This is a genomic window from Fibrobacter sp. UWB10 (assembly GCF_900182935.1).
Lineage (GTDB): Bacteria > Fibrobacterota > Fibrobacteria > Fibrobacterales > Fibrobacteraceae > Fibrobacter > Fibrobacter succinogenes_O.
Genome location: NZ_FXUE01000007.1, coordinates 124,576 through 143,185 on the forward strand (window position 1 = coordinate 124,576; position 18,610 = coordinate 143,185).

The following is an 18,610-nucleotide window of genomic DNA, read 5'->3' on the forward strand; positions in this document are numbered from 1 at the left end:
TAAATATAACCTTATCTTTTAATAAAAGACGTTCAAAAAAATCAAGAATCCCTTCCACAACCTCTTTTTCGGGCCTAAGACCTCACCTTTTTTTCATTAACAATCCAATAACCCCGTTTATTATTACCCTCACGACTCACAACACCCTTTGCTTGTAAAACACGCATATTTTTATTTATATGTACAAGAGAAACTGATATGAGCCTCGATAGTTCCCTTTGCGTTATTGTAGGCTTTTCGCGTAACACATTAATCATTTTTTGCTGAATCTCACTGAATTTATTGTTAACCCTATTGTTAACCTCATTGTTAACCCTATTGTTAACCTCTTCATTTTGAGGCTCACTCACATAATCATTCAACGATACTGTTATTCTAAACACGTCGCCTTCCGAAAAAGTCGGATCGGCACCGCCGTAAGGCTTGGAATAAAGGAACATTTTGCGGACACCCGAGCCGAGCTGGTCAGCATAGCCGATATTCCTGAAGAACGACGCAATGGTCGGATTTTTGGGTTTCGGCTCTAAATTCTCAAGCGTAATTATCTTTTGAGCAGGAGCACGGTTCGCATTTTCGACAAACATGCGGTTACGCTCTATAATGAACTTCGACTGAAACGAACTCGTAAACTCGCGGTGCATCAGCGTGTTCGAAATCATTTCACGAACAATGATGTTGCGAATGCTCTTGCGGAACGAATCCTCGACAAAGAACTTGTCCGGCAAATGCTTTTGGGCAAAAGCAAAAAGGCGCTCGTAGCTATCGATAAGGTTCGTATCTACGACATCGCGGTCATCGTAACGATCGACATTTTCACGACGAAGCAAGGCGTCTGTCCTATACGCCGGGCAAATGCTATGGATTACCTCGTCACGGCCAAGCAGAAGTGCCGCTGCCAGGTTGAATCCAGGTTTATCCAAGTCGTAATCCATGGTATAAAGTCCGGCACTTTTCAACAAAGTCTCATCATCCATGTTTTTCCACGGATGGTCGCCTCCAGCATTGTTGACCGCCAAAAGGCGTACCCTGTCAAGCAGTTCCAAGTGCAAGTCCTCTTTTTTCAGATAGGGAAAAATACGCAGTTCGGTAAAAATTCCCTGCTTACGAATGAACATTTGCGCAATTTGCGAAGTCGCAGAGACTTTGACATCAGCATCATTTATACGGTCGTACACAATCCGTTTAAAACTATGCACCTCGGAACTCTGTGGCACATGGATGCGGATTAATGTTTTACTGTTATATCTTATGATTTCTGGATCAAGATATGTTGTTGGTTGAAATAGAGTCGGATTATTTGCGACTTTGATGATATTTTTGATCATGTCGATAGCCGCGTTTTCTGGGACACCCTCGACTTTGCCGTTGTCAAGAACCCCGAGATAAATGTCGCCGCCGAAACGGTTCAAAAAGGCACATACAGACTCATAAACATCGTCGCCAATACGCCCGCCAGCGCGCTTGAATTCAACAGCGACAGTTTCTCCGATAGCAAGAATATTTTTTAGTTTTAACGAAATTGTTTGTTGAAGAATTTCGCTCGCCATAGGGCCTCCTGTGTTTATTGTTTCAACTAGGAACGCCCTCGCATTACGGCAAAGCCAAATAAAGCAAAAGCGCATCATTCCTTTCTACGGAATGACGCGCTGGGATGTAATGTACCTAATATCCAGATAACTGGCAAGAGGGGCAAGAAAATTTTACATTGACGCTATTATCATGTTCTATTTCCGACCATCTCGCTCATACGGGCGAGATGGTTTTCGACAACATCCGCAAACTGCGCGAATACAACTCCCTGAAACATTCCAAAATGACTCACAAGGAAATCTTGGAAGACATCCGTCAGGGGGCAGAATCCTTTATGTCGGAATTCAGTTGTTGTGTTGCAGAGAAGCAAGCCACTTACGACGCAAGTAAAAAGAAATAGTACGATTGAGCGGCAAAGCCATATAAAGCAAAAGCGCATCATTCCTTTCTAGGAAATGACGTGCTTAAGTGTTATGTACCTAACATCCCTAAAATTGGCAAGGGGAGTAAGGTAATTTTACATTGAGGCTACTATCAATTTGTTAACCTCAACAAGATTATTTATCCTTATTTTTCAAATTAATACGAACTTTATAGGTATCTGGTTTTGGATCGAATGTCGGCATTGTGTATGGAGATTTTAAAATATCCACATGATTTCCTTTTACAAGAGCAATGTCATAAAGATTTTTGTTCTTATCATTGGATCCAAAGTCATATTCTTCTTTAGAGAGATAAATTATACCAGATTCAACAGATTTTACTTCTAGGTGGCGAATTTCTTTTGATCCTTTTTCCTTATATGCAATATCTCTATGCGCAGCATCATTGCTATTGACTATCAAGGAATTTAAATTTGACGATAGACCTCTCACAATCTCAAGATTTTCTTGCGATTCCAACCATTCTAAAGTAATTTCCTCTGCAGTTTTCCCTGCGGAATCTTTACTTCCAGATGTTGCAAATGGACGTCGTTTACTTTTCTTTTTCCTTTTTTCACCTGACGAAGGCTTCGTGTCGTTAATCCACTCACCTGGTTCCAATATTCTACCAGTGGGAGGGATCTTAATCGAACCGGAATTATCAGAATCAGAATTAGGCGATGCTGTTTTTGTATTTTCCTGAATAAGGAAGTCTTCAAATAAATTTTCAAAGCCCTCAAAATAAGAGTACGACAAAACTGCATTCTTTACATCAGCCGCAGAACGTCCGTATTTTTGCATGATTTTATCGTAAGTATCAATCCTTTCAACTTTTTCCTCTTTGTATTCATCTAGCATCGAAGACTTAATACTAAAATTCGTATCTATCGTTTTACGTAAAACATCTTCAATTTCGCTTTCTGTTAATATTTTAATCTTTATTTCCTCAATCAGTTTGTTAAATACATCATGATTTTTAAAGTTTTCAATTTCATCAAGAAATGCTGCTGCTTTTTCGCTGTATTCTTTTTTTGTGGAGTTCTTATCTTCTATTTCGTTAATTTTACTACGCAAGTACGCAGCATAACAATCTGTATATTTAGGTAAAATCACATTCATTACCAAATCATCATAGTATTCTTGAATTAAGGATGCCTCACCCAAAATAGACGCATCGTCAATACCCAATGTCAAGAGTAGTTTATATTGCTCGAAAGACGACATACTGTCAATGTCTGGCAACCCTCCACTAAAAATATTTACTAACTTATTTTGACCATTGATGACAGAATCAATGTATTCAACCTTTTCTTTTCCACTGACATTTAGCCGATCTTCATCAAAAGGACCGCATTCCATTTTTTCTGAAACAGCCTTCCAGAAATTTTTTTCTGTTTCAGTGATGCCAAACGCCTTCGTTACAGATTCCTTATAATAGGAATCAGCAAAATCTTTTTCATAGAAATACTGATTTTCTTCAATTGAATTTTTTAAAATAGCTCTAATAGATTCAAACCATTTTACTCCAGAAACCGACATATTAAGGCAGATGGCTTCGACTAAGGATTCACTAAAATGAGGATTTTTGAGAGCGTCTTCATAAGAATCGCAGCAACTACACAATATGTATGTTGAACCTAGTCGTAATAAATCTCCTTCCGCAGCACTTTGGAAGTCAGCCTCATTTTTTTTTCGATAAAGGCACTTGCTATATATTTTGATACCAATTTTTTTTAAGACATTTGCGTACACTGAAATATTTTCTATTCCGTCGTCTGCACTTCTAATTGCTAAAAGATATTGAAATCTTTTTTGCAAGGCTGCTCTCACGCTTTCTTCGCACGATTCATTTATTTCTGAATTATCTGAAATCTCGAGTTCAATTTCCGTTAAACGCTTAATTCCAAAAACTTTTTCAACAGATTCTTCCCCAACTTTTGCTCCTATTTCTAATTTGGGGAATGTGCCTAATATTGCTTGAGGGAACCTGTCGTTGTCCCAATAATAGACTTGATCTTTAGGAAAAATACTTAATGTTTTTCCCTTTTTTGCGACAAGTTTCGGTATTTTTGCGGAACAGTTTTGAATTATTTTCTCATTGCCCTTGTATTTAGTTAGTATATACTTCCTTAATCTTTTATACTCACTTTGAATGGAAACATTCTCCCCATTTTCAAATCTATCTGTTACCGTATTTAACAATTTGTATAGTGAAGGAATGTCTAAGTCACTTAATGTACGATGAGCCCCCAGTTGAACCAATATGTTCTCAATGTCAGCGAGTTCGCGCCCTGACCTATTCTTTATTGATATAACAAAATTTCTATCTGCTTCTACAAGTATGTCTTTTACCGGATCGAACAAACTTAATTCCGATATAGAAAATGCTGTAAAGCTAATATTGAGGTGATCCACATTCAGAACTCTTTGGTATCTGTAACTTATAGTTGTCTGCAGAAGAGATTTGTATATATATTCAGACTTTAAAAAAAGAATTAGTATTTTTTCCCAAGTACATTTACTTGCACCACCTACTTCTTGTAAAAAAAATTTTTGTGGGCAAAATGACAAATTACACAAATCCTTGTATTTGTAAGAATCCGTAACATACCAAGATCGATAATGTTGCGCTCCAACTGATTGTGTGCAAAATGCATTCTGCAAGAAATTAGGTTTGTCCACCAACTCATCTCCGCTAAAGCCATGTAAGCTCAATGGAACATATAATGCAACACCCATAACATCGACAAAAAAACATTCTATTTTTTGAGCATCCCCCTCATTTAAGATATTTTTCCATTCATTTGCGGTTCCCCAGAGTTTCCATTTATCCCTTATTTTCTCGGAATACTCTTTTTCTAATCCATGGGGAAAATCTTTGTCATAAATGATGAGACTCATTGATGGATGAAAATCCTCATCGGCCCCCATCATTAACAAATCTTTGATTTTTTCTCCAAAGGGAGTTTTGTATGTGTTGTTTTCGTCACGATAATAGGCAAGGCCATTTTTTGTAGTCCTATCCAAAAATTTTAATTCAGGATTATTTTGATATGAGTCGTAAAGGCACTTTACTAATGATTTGAATTCTTCTTTTGTAGGTTTGTTATGAAGTACATTTACAATTTTTTCTTTTACTCGCGAAATGTCTGCTGCGGAAACATACGACAAACCAATATTTTTTTGCAAAATATCCGCAATTCCGCGTTCTACATTATCTGAATTCAACAATATATTATTCCATTTTTCTCTTAATGCCTTAATAAGATATTTATCTATATATTGGAAATGTAAAAATGATGGCGGTTGAATTAATTGTATACCTGTATTTATATATAGTTTCTCTTTTTCATCACCCAGAAGGAGATTATGGTTATCATCCGTAAGGACCTTAAACAAATCACTCTTATAATTGATTTCATATAAACAATTTAACAAAACAACTCTTTCCGCATAGCAATCTTCGCTTTGAGAGTTTTTTTCATACCTATCATTTATTAACTCAGACAATTTGTTTATGATGGAAACAAAATTATCATCTGTATTGCATGTTACTTTTCGTTTGGAAAAATCTTTTAGTAAATGTTTTCCAAAGCCAGCTTCAACATACATAGGCTTTTCTTTTATCAATTTGGCAAAGTTTTCGGTATACGCAATGGTATCATTCAACTTGCAATACCCATTGGCAATAGAGGGATAAATAGATGCATCCAATAAGGCTTTATCCATTTCTTGTTTAAATAAATCTAAATCGCTGGATACGCCATCGTCGTTTAATGATGTAATTTGATCATAAGGGAACCAGTCAACAAGACCTTCCTCTTGCCGCTTATTTGCAAAAAACTCAACAAATTGAATGAATTTCCGGCCTATTCTCTTTTGCAAGAAGTCATTATAATCGCTTTGATCTTGTAGTTGCTTTCTATCGGGACTTAAACTAAAAGACCCATGCAAAATACACGGCAAGTTCGTCTTAACTTGAGTTTCAAAAAAAGAATATAAGGGAAAACCTTTCGAATTACTCGCTGAACCGTTAGTCTCAGAATTACTAGCTTCAACAATTGCAATTCCAATCTGATAATTTTCAATAATCTTCTTTTTTGTAAGTTTTGGGCTGAGATAATTGTCTTCTTCCGTATATTCTTCTACTTCTTTTTCATATTCTTTATATATTCCGTCTTCCATATATACGGAATACCTATCAGTTTTTTTCCCATTAGTTATCGTGTACTTATATACAGATCCATCATTCCACGATTCTTGCTTGGATAGTTCTTTGTAAATTGTTGTTGCAGCGTTGTCAATCTGGATTATGATTTTCTTTATATTTTTTATAAAAAGCAGCGTTTCATTGTGTATTGCTTCTAATTGATCTAATATTCCTTTTTGTAATTCGCTTTTATATTTTACTTTAATTACCGTTGAAATTTCATTATCGAATGCCGAAAAATCTTTAGGCAATCCATCATAGGTTGTCGCTTCGGGAACGGCAAAGACTGACAAAGGGACATTTATTTCGTGTTTATTTTCTCTTAGTCTATTTGCATTGCTTTGAATTTCTTTAATATTTTCAACATATCCTTTATCGCTAAAAAATTTCCGTAGTTCCTCCCATTTTTTCTTTGCGATTCCAACCGAAAAAGAAACATGGGTATGTCTGCTGTAAATGTCTACGGCTTCCGCCCAATTCAAAATAGATCTAAAGCCAAGCCCTTTGTTGCCAATACTAATGAGGTTTCCTTGCTTAGGAGACGTTTTTGCATAAAGGATGGCGTCAAAGCCTTTTTTACTAAAAGGCGCCCCTCCATTATAAAAACAGATTGTTTTAGTAGATGTGTCGACAGAAATAAAGAAATATGAAGATTTCTGATCCTCCGCATTTTGCAGCATTTCTAATATTTCCCGACCCTTATAACTATCTCGAGTTTCCAGTTCACCATTGAAGTCTTGGTTTATTCTATGATACGCTTCTTGTGTTTTATAGTCTTTTTCAAATAAATTTTGAAAAAAATCTGGCAAAATAGCACTTTTTTCGTCATCTATATACATAGAATATTCCTTGTTATGCATTTCTATCGACCTTTGGGTTTAAATCTGAAATCTGTGTGACCAGCTTCTGCATACGGTTCCGGATCTATTCCAAACATTTTGAGGATTTCCGTCATTCTTGGAAGCAGGGTTTTCTTTTTCGATTGATCATTTTCGATTTCAAACGCAATTCGGGCAGTTTCTCGAAAATAATCTGACCGTTCTTTCTGACTTAATGAAGATTTAGCTTGCTTAATATATTTGATGTTAGGCCTAATGATATTTTGGACACTCTTTAAAAAATAAATGGCTGTGTTGACAGTGTCTAACAGGTAATCGTAAAACTTCTTCCATTCACTAGGGATTTGGAAGTCGATTTCTTGGCCAAACTGCTTTTGTTGTCCCTTTTCATCTAAAAATGAATTTACCGCAACTTCTAACATTGCTCGGTAAATATGGAATTTCTGAAAAGCGGCGCTTACCTTTGTAAATTCATCATAAATATCAGGATTCCACTGAATCATTTTATCTAGAGCTTCATCTGATAAATGGCCGCTCACTTTATTCCTGAGATGGTTGACAAAATCTAAGTCTTTACGCAGTTTTTTATATAGAGAGCCTAGTTCGGGATTTTCTTTGCAATAAATCTTAAAGGAGGGAAGAGATTCTTTTAGAAGGTTTAAGGGTATGAAATCGTATTTTAGATAGACTTGATTATCTATGTACCTGCGTAGCATGACCGCTGGATTGTTTGATAAAATCGAATCCTTGAATAAGTGATCAGAGAAAAACGTTATCTCTTTTAGAAGGATAATGGTTCTGAGAAAATCCCTTTTATGTCTTTTTCCATCATCGTTGTTCACTTTTATTCTCTCATTTTGCAGTATTATTTTGATTTTTTTAGAAATTGATGCCTGTCTTTACCTTTTTGTGTGAGAAAAGTTTGTGGAAAATGTTTAAGATTTGCCAAAAAATGGGCACAACCCCGTTTTTGAATCTGTTACTAAGTTTTTCTGATATTTTGTATCAATTCCAAGATTAATAGACTGTTCTGAATCAAACATAAATATTTGAAGATTGTCTTCGCCAACATCATCTAATAACCGAAAAATAACTTTCCCAATTGCTTTGCAGTTTTTTTCATCAAAAGGTTTTGATATATGATCTATTACAAAAAAAGGTATTATTGGAGATTTCTTTTCTGTTAAGAGTTTTCTTAAAAATGCGGCATATCCACATAGTTGAATTACAATATGACGAGCCATACTTCCTGTATGGTAGATCTGCTCTGTTTCTTTACCTGAATGTTCGTCTATGGTTTTCTTTACAGGTTGTAAGACATTCCCGTTTTTGATATATTTAATTCTGAAACCGTTTTCTTTTAAATCTTCCTGGACAAAACTAGAAATGTCTTTTAATGATGTATATAGCTCGGTTATATAGTTTGAAAATTTATCTATTGCAACGACATCATCAAGATTTTGCAATTCACGAATACTTCTTTTTAAAGATGATATCGATTTGTTGATATCTGCAATTTGCTCATCGGTTACAAATTCTAAATCTGTCTTTAGATATTCTTCAATTATTGCAATTGATTTTTCTTTTTCTTCTAAAGAATACATCTTAAATCTTGAATCATTAACTTTTATTTCGCGTTTGATGTCTTCTAATTGTTTCTCTAGTTTTTTAACAGTCTCATCTTTTATTATATAATCATCGAAGGAAATTCCGTCATCCAAATCATTTAAAAGGGAACGTATAGGAGATATGAGGTATTCTAATTCTTGATGGCCTTCTGACAAATTTTTTAATTGTGAAAGTAAGTCGATTCTGTTATTGTCATATTTCTTTATATTAGTTATATCATGTATCTCATTTTTGTATTTTTTCACTTGTTCTGAAATGGAATTGTACATCACCACCAAATCGGCAATGTTTCGATTATTTGCCTGAGATATTTTATTGCTCATATTTTTGATTTTGGAGATGACTTCGCTTATCTCAGTAGTATTTTTTCCTGTGTAATAATTACTGGGAGAAATGACCTGCAGATTTTCGTTAATAATGTTAATGATGAATGACGATTTATTTTTTGAAGAATTAAGGTTGCTCAATTTTATCAACAAATCGTTAAGTTTCTGTTCTTTTCTTTTAATCTCTTCTAGATTTTTATTGAAAATGTAATTTAATATGGTACTTAATCGAAGAGAATATTTCAAAGATGAACATTTTGATAAAAAATTTTGCGTTTGTCCTTGATTCTTTTCGTCTAAGAAATTGAACATCGTGAATGTTCTAAATCCGATACCTTCTTCTGCAAAATCCTCCAAATTTCGAAGTACTTCATCATTGATTGCAAATATTTTATTTAATCTTGTGCGGTATTCTTTATTAGACAATATGTCGGCTTTGTCAAAACCGTCAGAAGCATTGAATAGGAAATTTTTGTCAATATCTAGTGTTCTCGCACAAGAAAATTTTACATTATTATAAACAAAGTCCATTTGAATCCTAGAAATGCAGTTCTTGTAACAATCAATGTCACTAAGGTTCATTTCATGTCCGAACATGAAGTCTATAAGATTGTAGAACTCTGTTTTTCCGGTATTATTACCTCCGATGAAATAATTTAATCCTTTTTCAAAGGTGTAATCGTAAGACTCGTTGTGTGTAGAGAAAAAAGTGATTCTTTCAATTTTAAACATTGGAAAGGACCTCTCGCATAAATTGTTTGTCCGACATCGTTTTTGCTTTTTCAATCACCTTATTTGCAAATCCAGTTTCCTCATATGCGAACTTAAAATTTGCAGAATTATTAGTTCTCGTTAAAAAAGAACCATTAACTGTTAGTAGTCTATTTAAAATCAGAATATGAATTGATTTTAAAATGTATTTAACACTATAAAACATGTGATTTGTATCGCCTGATAGTATAGAAAGATATTTGCAAACGATTTCCTGCTCGTTTGTAACTCTGAATAATGACTTTGGCGTTAATGATTCTTTTTTTATTAAATAAGAGAATACGATTGTTTTTATGATTGAAAGTTTCTTATGTTTTTCTATCAACATGAAAACAATATTACAATATATGCTATTTTGTATTATTTCAACTTCCTGTTGTATATTCATAAATGTTAATCGTCCTTCCATGAAATCTGAGTGTCCTCTGGAATAGAATCTCCTGTTAAATAAATGCAAACGCCATCTCTTATTTGATTGTTTTGTGCATCGATATTAGGTGCTTGTGTCGTTTCTTTCAGCCTGTTTTTGGGAGTGTCCATATCTTGCTCTTGCAAATCGCTTTTTACTCTTTCAAAGTTTTCGTATGCAGTGATTTCAATATCTCCACATTTTGATTCCATGCATGCATCTATGTAATAGTTGCGAATCTTATTATAATACTGTTTATTTAATAAATAATTTCTTAGAACATTTTTGTTTGATGTACAATATTGCAGCTGTTTATATTCTCTTGAGTTTGCAATTTTTGTATCGTTTAAATCAATTGGGTGCACTAGTCTGTAATTGTTGTATGATGGCAAGGATTGACTTAACGAAAATCTGTCTAAGACTTCATTAATATATTTTTGAAATTCTTCATGTGACAGCGTGTAGGGCTTTAATGAATTAATTGATTCTAGTACTTTGCAGGTGATTTTGGTTAAAAATTCATCGAGTCTTTGCTCATAAAGTACATGATTGGCTGCTTCTTGAAAGAGATTTCCGAAGTTGGCTTTTAAATCTGCATTTATATCAATACTTGAAAATGTATATTTGCCTAGGATGCTTGATATGATATTTTTACGTTCAAGGTTAGTCTTTTTTTCAAAGATTTTCTTCACTTTTGTTATGTTTGCATTTGTCTTCTTTTGCGAATTCATAACTTTATTTATGAAACAATCTTTGTCAATGGCTGTTATCAAATCTGTGCTTTGGTCTTTCTTGTCAGTTATTAGAATATATTCTTTTATGTTATACGTTGACTCTTCTATTTGAATCCAATTCAATAATACATTTTCAGCAACCTGATTGGTTATTTTTGTATGTTTAACTTGTATGGATTGGTACGAAGGAGATTTTATTTGCCCATTAATGTTTTTATCAAAAAAATTAGGGTCGATAGATTTATTTGTGGCGATATCATCAAAAGATTCAAATTCAATCTGTTGCCCTTCTGTCAACTTTGCTGCCAGACTACAGAATACTTTTATTTGATAAGAAAAACCGAATAGGCTTAATATTCCGCTGGTGTCTGGAGTAAAGGTCATTTTTTACACTCCTTTTATACCAATCTCACTTTGCCGGTGAGGAGTTGTTGCATCATGCCGGTTTTGAGTTGGCGGTATTTTGCGAGTTTGGTTTCTAGGGCTGCGATTTCGGAGTCCATGTCGCTGAGGACGGTGGCGATGGCGTTTTGTTCTGACTTAGATGGAGTTAAAACAATCTGGGAACCGATAATTTTAGGTCCAAGACTAGGTAATGCCGTTGCTGACACTAAGCTGCCGAAACTCATTTGCTGAAAGTAATAACATATATATCTGAAGTCATTCTCTATATTAACGAGAAATGCCATCATATTATTGTCAATGCAGCAATCACTTTCAGTTGGTCTTTTTCGTTCCAGCATAATCGCAGCACCAATTTTTGCAAATATTATGGAGTTTTGGGGAACGATTTTACAACCAAGCTTTTGCGCAACCTGTTCAGATACGTAATTGTTTGCTCTTTTCAGAAAATATTCGTTTCCTGAATTGTTAAAATCAGAGACCTTAAAAAATGGATATTTTTCATTTTTTTTCCCTTGTTCTCTAATTGGAAAACCAGAACCGCTAATAAACGTCCCTAATTCTCCTATTTTTTTCACTTCCCATTCTTGGGGGATGGGGCCGAGTTCGGTTTGTTTGAAGTGGGTGGTTTTGATCCACTTGCCGTTTTGGATTCGCATTTTGCCGCTCAGAAGGGTTTGCATTGCTCCTTGTTTGAGGGCTTTTTTCTTTGCGATAAGTTTTTCAGTGGTACTGATGACGGCGTCTACATCTGAAAGGGCTTGGGCAATGCGTTTTTGTTCTTCAAGCGTAGGAACAAGAATAAATACTTTACCAATCGATTCCGAAGAAATATGAACAACAGCGTCACCCTGAGCCATAGATGCTTTCTGCTTTACAGCCATATCGGTATTTAGCAGAAAACCATAAAAAAGGGAACTTATTTTTTTGTTTGGAGTCAATATGATTAAGTCACTACCGGCATACGCTTTGCCATTACCAATATAAGCAACGCATTTCCCGATATCCTCTTTAGTTTCTCCAGAGCATGTAAATAATAAATCTCCAGTTTTCAGCAAAGTCGCTTTTTGTGCAATTTCTTCCGAAATATGTGAATAAAAAGTTTTTATATAATCATTGTGAACCGTATATAACTCGCCATATCGAACGGCAGGAATCTTTCCAGTATTTGATTCGGTTCGTGAAATACTTTTTCCTTTTGAAAAGGATCCTAAAGAAGAAAGTCTTTTCACTTCCCAATCGCAGGGAATCAAGCCGACTTCGGTCTGTTTGAATTTCGTCTCTTTCATACCTCAAATCCCATTGCCTTGAGGTGTTTTGCGACGGCTTTTTCGTAGCTTGCCAGGGTGGCTTCGAGTTCGGGGAGCGTGTTTTCGTAGCGTTCAGCGAGTTCGGTCACGCGGGCGGCAATCTTCATGCTCGTGGTGTCGTAAAGGCTCTTGATTCCTTCGAAAATGGCGAAGCTCCACTTCTGTTTCACGAGAAGGTCCTTGATTTCCTTTTCCGAGAGTTCCTTATACTTGCTCTTTACGGATTCTTCCAGAGCCTTGTTCAAGTCCTTGACAATGCTTGCCTGTTTCTTTGCTGTGGTGGCAAGCTCGTCATACTTGGAGAGCACTTCAAATTCTTCGTTCTTGACGTTTGCCTTTTGCTTTTTCAGGTCCTTCAACTTGGCGGCAATTTTCTTTGCGTCCAAATCTTCGCTGTCGTCCTTCGTGTAGTCGGCAAGGATTGCGCCTTCGCCGCTGTTTTCTTCCACGAATTCTTCGAGCCTGGATTCGCTTTCGGCGACAACTTGTTCGGCACGTTCGATTTCGGCCTGTTCCTTGGCAAAGTAAACACGCTCGATGACGGTCTTGGGCAAGAGTTTGCCTTCCCAGCCGATTTCCTTGGGTTCGGCCTTTTTCTTGCCGTCGTCCTTCTTGGATTCTTTCTTGAAAATTTTCACGATTTCGGCACCGGCCATGTAGCCGTCGTACTTGAGCACGAAAACATCATCACTCATGGTCTTTTGCCAGTAGGCGAGCAGCACCTGATAAACGTCGTAAAAGTCCACGAGTTCAATGTGGCGAAATTCGTTTATCAGTGATTCCGAAAGTTCTATGATAAACTTCTTCACATCTACCGAGCCGTCGATGTTCATCAACTTCTTGGAAGACTTCTTGAGCCATGCGTCAAAGGCGTTGTCAATCTGTTCGGCGTAGGCCTTGAATTCTTCGTCATTGAAGATTGTGCCACGGATTTCGTCTTTCTCTACCTTGAGCTGGTAATAGCCCGCACGGAATTTCTTGAAGAGTTTGTTCTTGAGGCCCGGGAAAATATCCCAGTAGCGTTTTAAGGAATCCACGTCGCCCGCGGGGATGCCGCCGTTCAGATGGGCGTCGATGGACTGCTCGTCTTCGGCGTCGCCGCTGTCGATGTAACGCGGGATGTTCAGGTTGTAACCGTTCTTGACCTTGATTTCTTCCATCGGGACAAAGCGCGCGTACTTGGGGTCGTCTTCGATGCGGTTCACGAAGGTCTGCACAATCTTGTGGATGTCGCGTTCACGCAGGCGGTTCTTGGGGCCGTCTTTCACAAAGTCGTGGCTTGCGTCAATCATGAATATGCCGCCGCCCATCCCTTGGCGTTCGGCAGCGTCTTCCTTGTCCATCACAATGATGCAGGCGGGAATGCCCGTGCCGTAGAAAAGGTTCGCGGGGAGCCCGATAATGCCCTTGATGTAGCCGCGATCGATGATGTTCTTGCGGAGGGATTCTTCGGCGTTGCCACGGAACAGCACTCCGTGGGGCAAAATCACTGCCGCCTTGCCGGTGGGCTTGAGCGACTTGAGGATGTGCAAAAGCCAGGCGTAGTCGCCGTTCTTTTCGGGCGGGCGATCGTCATAGCCGTCGAAGCGGCCAAATTCCTGCAAGCCGTCGGTCCAGTTCTTGAGCGAGAACGGAGGATTCGCGACAACAAAGTCGAAACGTTTCAGAGCGCCGTTGTCCAAATATTGCGGGTTCGAGAACGTGTTGCCCGACTTGATTTCGCCACTTGCCTTGTTGTGGAGAACCAGGTTCATTTTCGCAAGGCCCGCCGTCGTGGTTTCTTTTTCCTGGCCGTAAATGGCGATATCGAAGGGAGCTTCGTCGGCTGCGCGAATGAGGAGCGAGCCCGAACCGCACGCGGGGTCGTAAATGGTGGTGTTTCTGTTCTTGACTTTCCCCAGGCCGATGACTTTTGCCAAGATGCGGCTCACTTCTGCCGGGGTGTAGAACTGCCCCTTGCTCTTGCCGCTTTCGGTAGCGAAGTTGCGCATCAGGTATTCATAGGCATCGCCCAGAATGTCGTCGCCGCCCGCCTTGTTGTTGCTAAAGTTGAATTCCGGACGTTCAAAGATAGACACGAGGCCGGTCAGGGTATCGACCATGTCCTTGCCGTTACCGAACTTGGAATTGTCGAAGAACTTTGCGTTGTCGATGACGCCTGTCAAGTTGTTCGCTTCGGCGAGTTTCGCGATGGCCTTGTCCATCTTTTCGCCAATGTCCTTGTTGTTCTTGAGCGCGACGAGGTCGTCAAAACTACCGCCTGCCGGGACGTTGATATCGGCGTATTTCTGACCCTTGAACTTGTCGGTCACGTACTTCACAAAAAGGAGCGTCAGAATGTAGTCCTTGTACTGGCTTGCGTCCATGCCGCCGCGCAGTTTGTCACAAGATTCCCAGAGAGAAGAGTAGAGTTCGTTCTTCTTGATAGCCATATAAAAACGCTAGGTAGAGAGGGGGTTAGTTTGTTTCGTAAATATATATAAATGGAGGAAAAATGAATCAAATACTTTACAATTTTGCCGTTAAAACAAACTTCATCGGCATCAAAAGAAAAAAATCGTGCTTTTCGGCCGAAAATAATTTATATACAGCAACGGTGTTTGATGCATAGTAAAAGAAGACCCCCTTTTACTGTGCTTTTTTGTTTTTTTGCGGGTTAGGATAAAAATGAACAAAAAGATTGAAAATAAAATAAAAAAGTACGAAGGAAGAGAAGGATCTCTATTCGCAAATGAAGATGGCACGATAATCAAACAAATTGTATGTCTAAATCAAGATTTTGCCGGCCTAATGCTTGAACGATTTAGTTTAGACGGGAAAAGATTAAATGAATTTGTAGCAGATTACAATCCCGCTTCAAATGAAATAAAGCACTATTCTTTCAAATTAGAGTATCAACAGCTTCAATCAGAAATAGAAGATAACGGCAACCTATCAGATGATGAAAAAATAAAACAAAAAACACGGTTGTTAAGATGCTTTTGCAATGCATATAGCGACAACTATAGAAGGAAAAACGAGAAGTATCTATCTGACGTATATGATTTCATAGACAGTTTCAAAGCGCAAAGCATTGTCGAAATGTTTAAAAAATATATGTTGATTTTTGCTTTTTCCGTTCTCGTTATTCTTTTGTTAATATCATTAGACCCAGAAAGGACAACATATTATCAAGCAGCAATACAAGGTGAGCTCGGAAGCTTTGTTATGCTTTGCTTTTCTTATAACAAAATAAAAGTTATCAATAGAGAGCCTGACGAAGAACTGCAGTGGAGATACGGATCAAAATTAATTTGTGGAACAGTATTTGGTTTTATAATGATACTTATTTTAAAAGCAAATCTTATACTTCCAGACATCGCAAGCAACGAATACGTTCAACTTGTATGTTGCTTTTTCGCCGGCTTTAATTCTAAATGGGTTCCTAAAATTGGTGAATCTATTACAGGAGAAAGCGAGACATAATTATAAATCTACAGCAAAGAATCAAGTACAAAAGAAAATATATTTTTACATAAATAAACCGTTTAACCCCATTTAAAATAAATTAAATTCAATTTTGATTCACTTTACAAACAAAATATCTTGATAAAACTATGAGTAGCTTACATTTAACACACATCAAAAAACACCTTCTAACGCATTATCAAGGGAAAGTAGATCTTAGCGATTGCTCTCCAAACGATAGAGAATTGGAAACAAAAGAGTTAACAAGATCTTTATCTGCATTTGGTATCCAAACTTTATGTAACGCATCGTCAGATCAAATAGCTCCTTATATAATTGACGGTGGTGACGATAATGGTATTGATTGTTTTTTTTACGATCAAACAGAAAAAATTATGTACATATCACAATCAAAGTGGATGAAAGATGGTCAAGGAGAGCCTGATCTTGGAGATGTAAAAAAATTCGTTGACGGAATTCGTGATTTTGTAAATCAACGGTACAATAGATTCAATTCTAAATTAAACCGACATACATCATTAATTAATCAAGCAATAGATGATCCCCAAACACATTATAAGGTCATTCTCGTATATACGGGGAACAATAATTTATCCGATCATTCAACAAGATCTATAAACGATTTGTTAAATGAGATTAACGATGCTGGTGAACTTATGACCTTTATTCAAGAGAATCAATCTTTCCTTCACGCCAGCATTCAAAAATCCCTATCCAGTGCACCCATTACAGTTCATTTTCCTCTAAAAGAATGGGGTAAAATCGATACCCCCAAAAAAGCGTTTTATGGTCAAATCAATGCCGCCACAGTTGCTGAATGGTGGCACAATTATGGACCAAGCTTATTTGATAAAAACTTGCGAGGAGTCCTTGGAGAAACCGATGTAAATGAAGAAATAAAGCAAACTTTACAAACAGAACCTGAAAATTTCTGGTATTTCAATAACGGCATAACGGTTTTATCAAAAAAAATAACGAAAACAGCCGGTAATTTAGGTGTATTTCATTGCGAAAATATAAGTATTGTAAACGGAGCTCAAACAGTAAGTACAATTGGGAAATTCGCTGGGGAAGACTATGAAAAAGTCGGAAGTGCGTTCGTTCATTGCAGAATTATAGAAATCAGTCCTGAAAACGCAACATATGGTGATAAAATAACAAAAACAAACAATCGTCAAAACAAAATCGAAAACAGAGATTTTGTTTGTTTAGACCCTGTTCAATTGCGAATAAAAAAGGATCTAGAAGTTGAAGGAATTTCTTATATAATACAAAGAAACGAATCATTACAAAAGAATGATACGACTTTTGATTTAATCGATGCAACCGCAGCACTTTCGTGTATATCAAATGATATAACTTTATTCGTTCAATTGAAAAGAGAAATAGGAAAACTCTGGGAAGACACAACAAAAGCTCCATATAAAAAGCTATTCAATCCAAACACATCTAGTTTATTCGTGTTACGAGCAATGAAAATACAAAGAATTATCGATCAAAAAATAGCAAAAATAATATCAGAAAAAACACTTGGCGCTGATAAAAACGCTTTTTTGATTCATGGAAACAGAATGATCGCATCTAAAATCTTTCACGATTTGCCAACAAGGCAATTTGATAAAGTAGAACTTGATTTTGAATCAATTATGCAAATTGACTATGAACAAAAAATAAAAGACTGCACCGCATTAATGATATCTATAATCAATAGTAAATATCCCAACGCGATCATTCCTATATTATTTAAAAATCTCGGGAAATGCACTGTTATTTATAATAACATCCTACAAAGCGGAGCGCCTTCTTAAAAAATATTTTTTCTTACTATACTGTGAACTATATACAAAATAGGCGCCGGAGTAATCCGGCGCCCCTCTTTTTACCCTAACTGCAACTGCCCGGGCGGCACTAGCTTTTCCTTCTGCGGGAATTCCGCATCGTACTTTTTGAATGCTTCGTCATTCTCGTCGACAGAATACAGGGAAGGGTCGCGGTAGCTGCCGGTGATTCCGTCAAGAAACCCTTCCTGCAATTCCTTGCAGAGGAAGTAGGGCGCGTCGCTGTCGAGGTCGTCGGCATAGCGAATTCCCCTGGTACTCGCGACCACAAAGCCGCTCTTGCCGTAGAACGCGATGTTCCCGCAAATCAGGAGGCAGCCCGCGCCCATTTCAGCGGCGAGTCGCATGGAATAATCGAGCAGAATTTTGCCATAGCCTTTGCGCTTGTAGTCAGGACGGATGCTGATAGGCCCGAAGGTCATCATGCGGATTTTGCGTCCGTCATCGGCGTCGATGTGCGACCATGCGTACATCACGTGTCCGATGATTTCGCCGTCTACTTCCAGCACGAGCGAGAGTTCCAGCACAAAGTCGGGCTCGTTCCTGTAGCAGTGCAGCACATAATGCTCGGTGCATCCGGGACGGTATACGTTCCAGAATGCTTCGCGGGTAAGGTTTTCAACGATTTTAAAGTCGCGCGGTTGTTCCGTGCGGATAGTGTAATTTTTCATTGAACCAAGAGATACTAGATAACATCCAGTCTCCGTTAAAAGTACAAGGCA

11 protein-coding genes are annotated in these 18,610 nt (G+C 37.4%); 3 read left to right on the plus strand and 8 right to left on the minus strand.

The window, feature by feature from the left end; translation table 11 throughout:
• Window positions 1-74 precede the first annotated feature (74 nt).
• The gene (locus QOL41_RS13830) at window positions 75-1,547 is read right to left on the minus strand and encodes an RNA-binding domain-containing protein (protein ID WP_283430234.1); all 1,473 of its coding nucleotides are present in this window, start codon (window positions 1,545-1,547) and stop codon (window positions 75-77) included.
• Between the two features lie 209 nt (window positions 1,548-1,756).
• On the opposite strand from QOL41_RS13830, the gene QOL41_RS13835 reads away from it, so the two are divergent.
• Complete coding sequence (locus QOL41_RS13835; RefSeq protein WP_283430235.1) at window positions 1,757-1,930, plus strand: hypothetical protein; 174 nt, start codon at window positions 1,757-1,759, stop codon at window positions 1,928-1,930.
• Between the two features lie 157 nt (window positions 1,931-2,087).
• Here QOL41_RS13835 and QOL41_RS13840 read toward each other — a convergent pair whose 3' ends face one another.
• The 6 genes from QOL41_RS13840 to QOL41_RS13865 form a co-directional block, all read right to left on the minus strand.
• Window positions 2,088-7,001, minus strand: coding sequence for a sacsin N-terminal ATP-binding-like domain-containing protein (locus tag QOL41_RS13840; RefSeq protein WP_283430236.1), 4,914 nt, complete (start codon window positions 6,999-7,001; stop codon window positions 2,088-2,090).
• Window positions 7,002-7,024: 23 nt separating this feature from the next.
• Complete coding sequence (locus tag QOL41_RS13845; RefSeq protein ID WP_283430237.1) at window positions 7,025-7,843, minus strand: hypothetical protein; 819 nt, start codon at window positions 7,841-7,843, stop codon at window positions 7,025-7,027.
• Window positions 7,844-7,936: 93 nt separating this feature from the next.
• Window positions 7,937-9,688, minus strand: a complete 1,752-nt coding sequence (locus QOL41_RS13850; RefSeq protein ID WP_283430238.1) for a coiled-coil domain-containing protein — start codon at window positions 9,686-9,688, stop codon at window positions 7,937-7,939.
• A gap of 432 nt (window positions 9,689-10,120) precedes the next feature.
• Window positions 10,121-11,254 carry a hypothetical protein gene (locus tag QOL41_RS13855; RefSeq protein ID WP_283430239.1) on the minus strand — a complete coding sequence of 378 codons (1,134 nt, stop codon included), beginning with the start codon at window positions 11,252-11,254 and terminating at the stop codon, window positions 10,121-10,123.
• A gap of 14 nt (window positions 11,255-11,268) precedes the next feature.
• Window positions 11,269-12,561 (minus strand): restriction endonuclease subunit S, encoded by a 1,293-nt coding sequence (locus tag QOL41_RS13860; protein ID WP_283430240.1) that lies wholly within the window; start codon window positions 12,559-12,561, stop codon window positions 11,269-11,271.
• A complete protein-coding gene (locus QOL41_RS13865) occupies window positions 12,558-15,014 on the minus strand; it encodes a type I restriction-modification system subunit M (protein ID WP_283430241.1) in 2,457 nt (818 codons plus the stop codon). The genes QOL41_RS13860 and QOL41_RS13865 overlap by 4 nt, the downstream gene beginning before the upstream one ends.
• Before the next feature lie 235 nt (window positions 15,015-15,249).
• On the opposite strand from QOL41_RS13865, the gene QOL41_RS13870 reads away from it, so the two are divergent.
• Together QOL41_RS13870 and QOL41_RS13875 are read left to right on the plus strand one after the other, a co-directional pair.
• Complete coding sequence (locus tag QOL41_RS13870; protein ID WP_283430242.1) at window positions 15,250-16,047, plus strand: hypothetical protein; 798 nt, start codon at window positions 15,250-15,252, stop codon at window positions 16,045-16,047.
• Between the two features lie 131 nt (window positions 16,048-16,178).
• Entirely contained in the window at window positions 16,179-17,858 is a 1,680-nt protein-coding gene (locus QOL41_RS13875) for an AIPR family protein (RefSeq protein WP_283430243.1), read from the plus strand.
• Window positions 17,859-17,929: 71 nt separating this feature from the next.
• On the opposite strand, the gene QOL41_RS13880 is transcribed toward QOL41_RS13875, so the two are convergent.
• A complete protein-coding gene (locus QOL41_RS13880) occupies window positions 17,930-18,559 on the minus strand; it encodes a GNAT family N-acetyltransferase (protein ID WP_283430244.1) in 630 nt (209 codons plus the stop codon).
• Window positions 18,560-18,610 lie beyond the last annotated feature (51 nt).

Excerpts from the sequence above, each read along its gene's own strand:
- QOL41_RS13830 (WP_283430234.1), bottom strand. The coding sequence starts at position 1,547 with ATGGCGAGCGAAATTCTTCAACAAACAATTTCGTTAAAACTAAAAAAT.
- QOL41_RS13835 (WP_283430235.1), top strand. The coding sequence starts at position 1,757 with ATGGTTTTCGACAACATCCGCAAACTGCGCGAATACAACTCCCTGAAA.
- QOL41_RS13840 (WP_283430236.1), bottom strand. The coding sequence starts at position 7,001 with ATGTATATAGATGACGAAAAAAGTGCTATTTTGCCAGATTTTTTTCAA.
- QOL41_RS13850 (WP_283430238.1), bottom strand. The coding sequence starts at position 9,688 with ATGTTTAAAATTGAAAGAATCACTTTTTTCTCTACACACAACGAGTCT.
- QOL41_RS13855 (WP_283430239.1), bottom strand. The coding sequence starts at position 11,254 with ATGACCTTTACTCCAGACACCAGCGGAATATTAAGCCTATTCGGTTTT.
- QOL41_RS13860 (WP_283430240.1), bottom strand. The coding sequence starts at position 12,561 with ATGAAAGAGACGAAATTCAAACAGACCGAAGTCGGCTTGATTCCCTGC.
- QOL41_RS13865 (WP_283430241.1), bottom strand. The coding sequence starts at position 15,014 with ATGGCTATCAAGAAGAACGAACTCTACTCTTCTCTCTGGGAATCTTGT.
- QOL41_RS13870 (WP_283430242.1), top strand. The coding sequence starts at position 15,250 with ATGAACAAAAAGATTGAAAATAAAATAAAAAAGTACGAAGGAAGAGAA.
- QOL41_RS13875 (WP_283430243.1), top strand. The coding sequence starts at position 16,179 with ATGAGTAGCTTACATTTAACACACATCAAAAAACACCTTCTAACGCAT.
- QOL41_RS13880 (WP_283430244.1), bottom strand. The coding sequence starts at position 18,559 with ATGAAAAATTACACTATCCGCACGGAACAACCGCGCGACTTTAAAATC.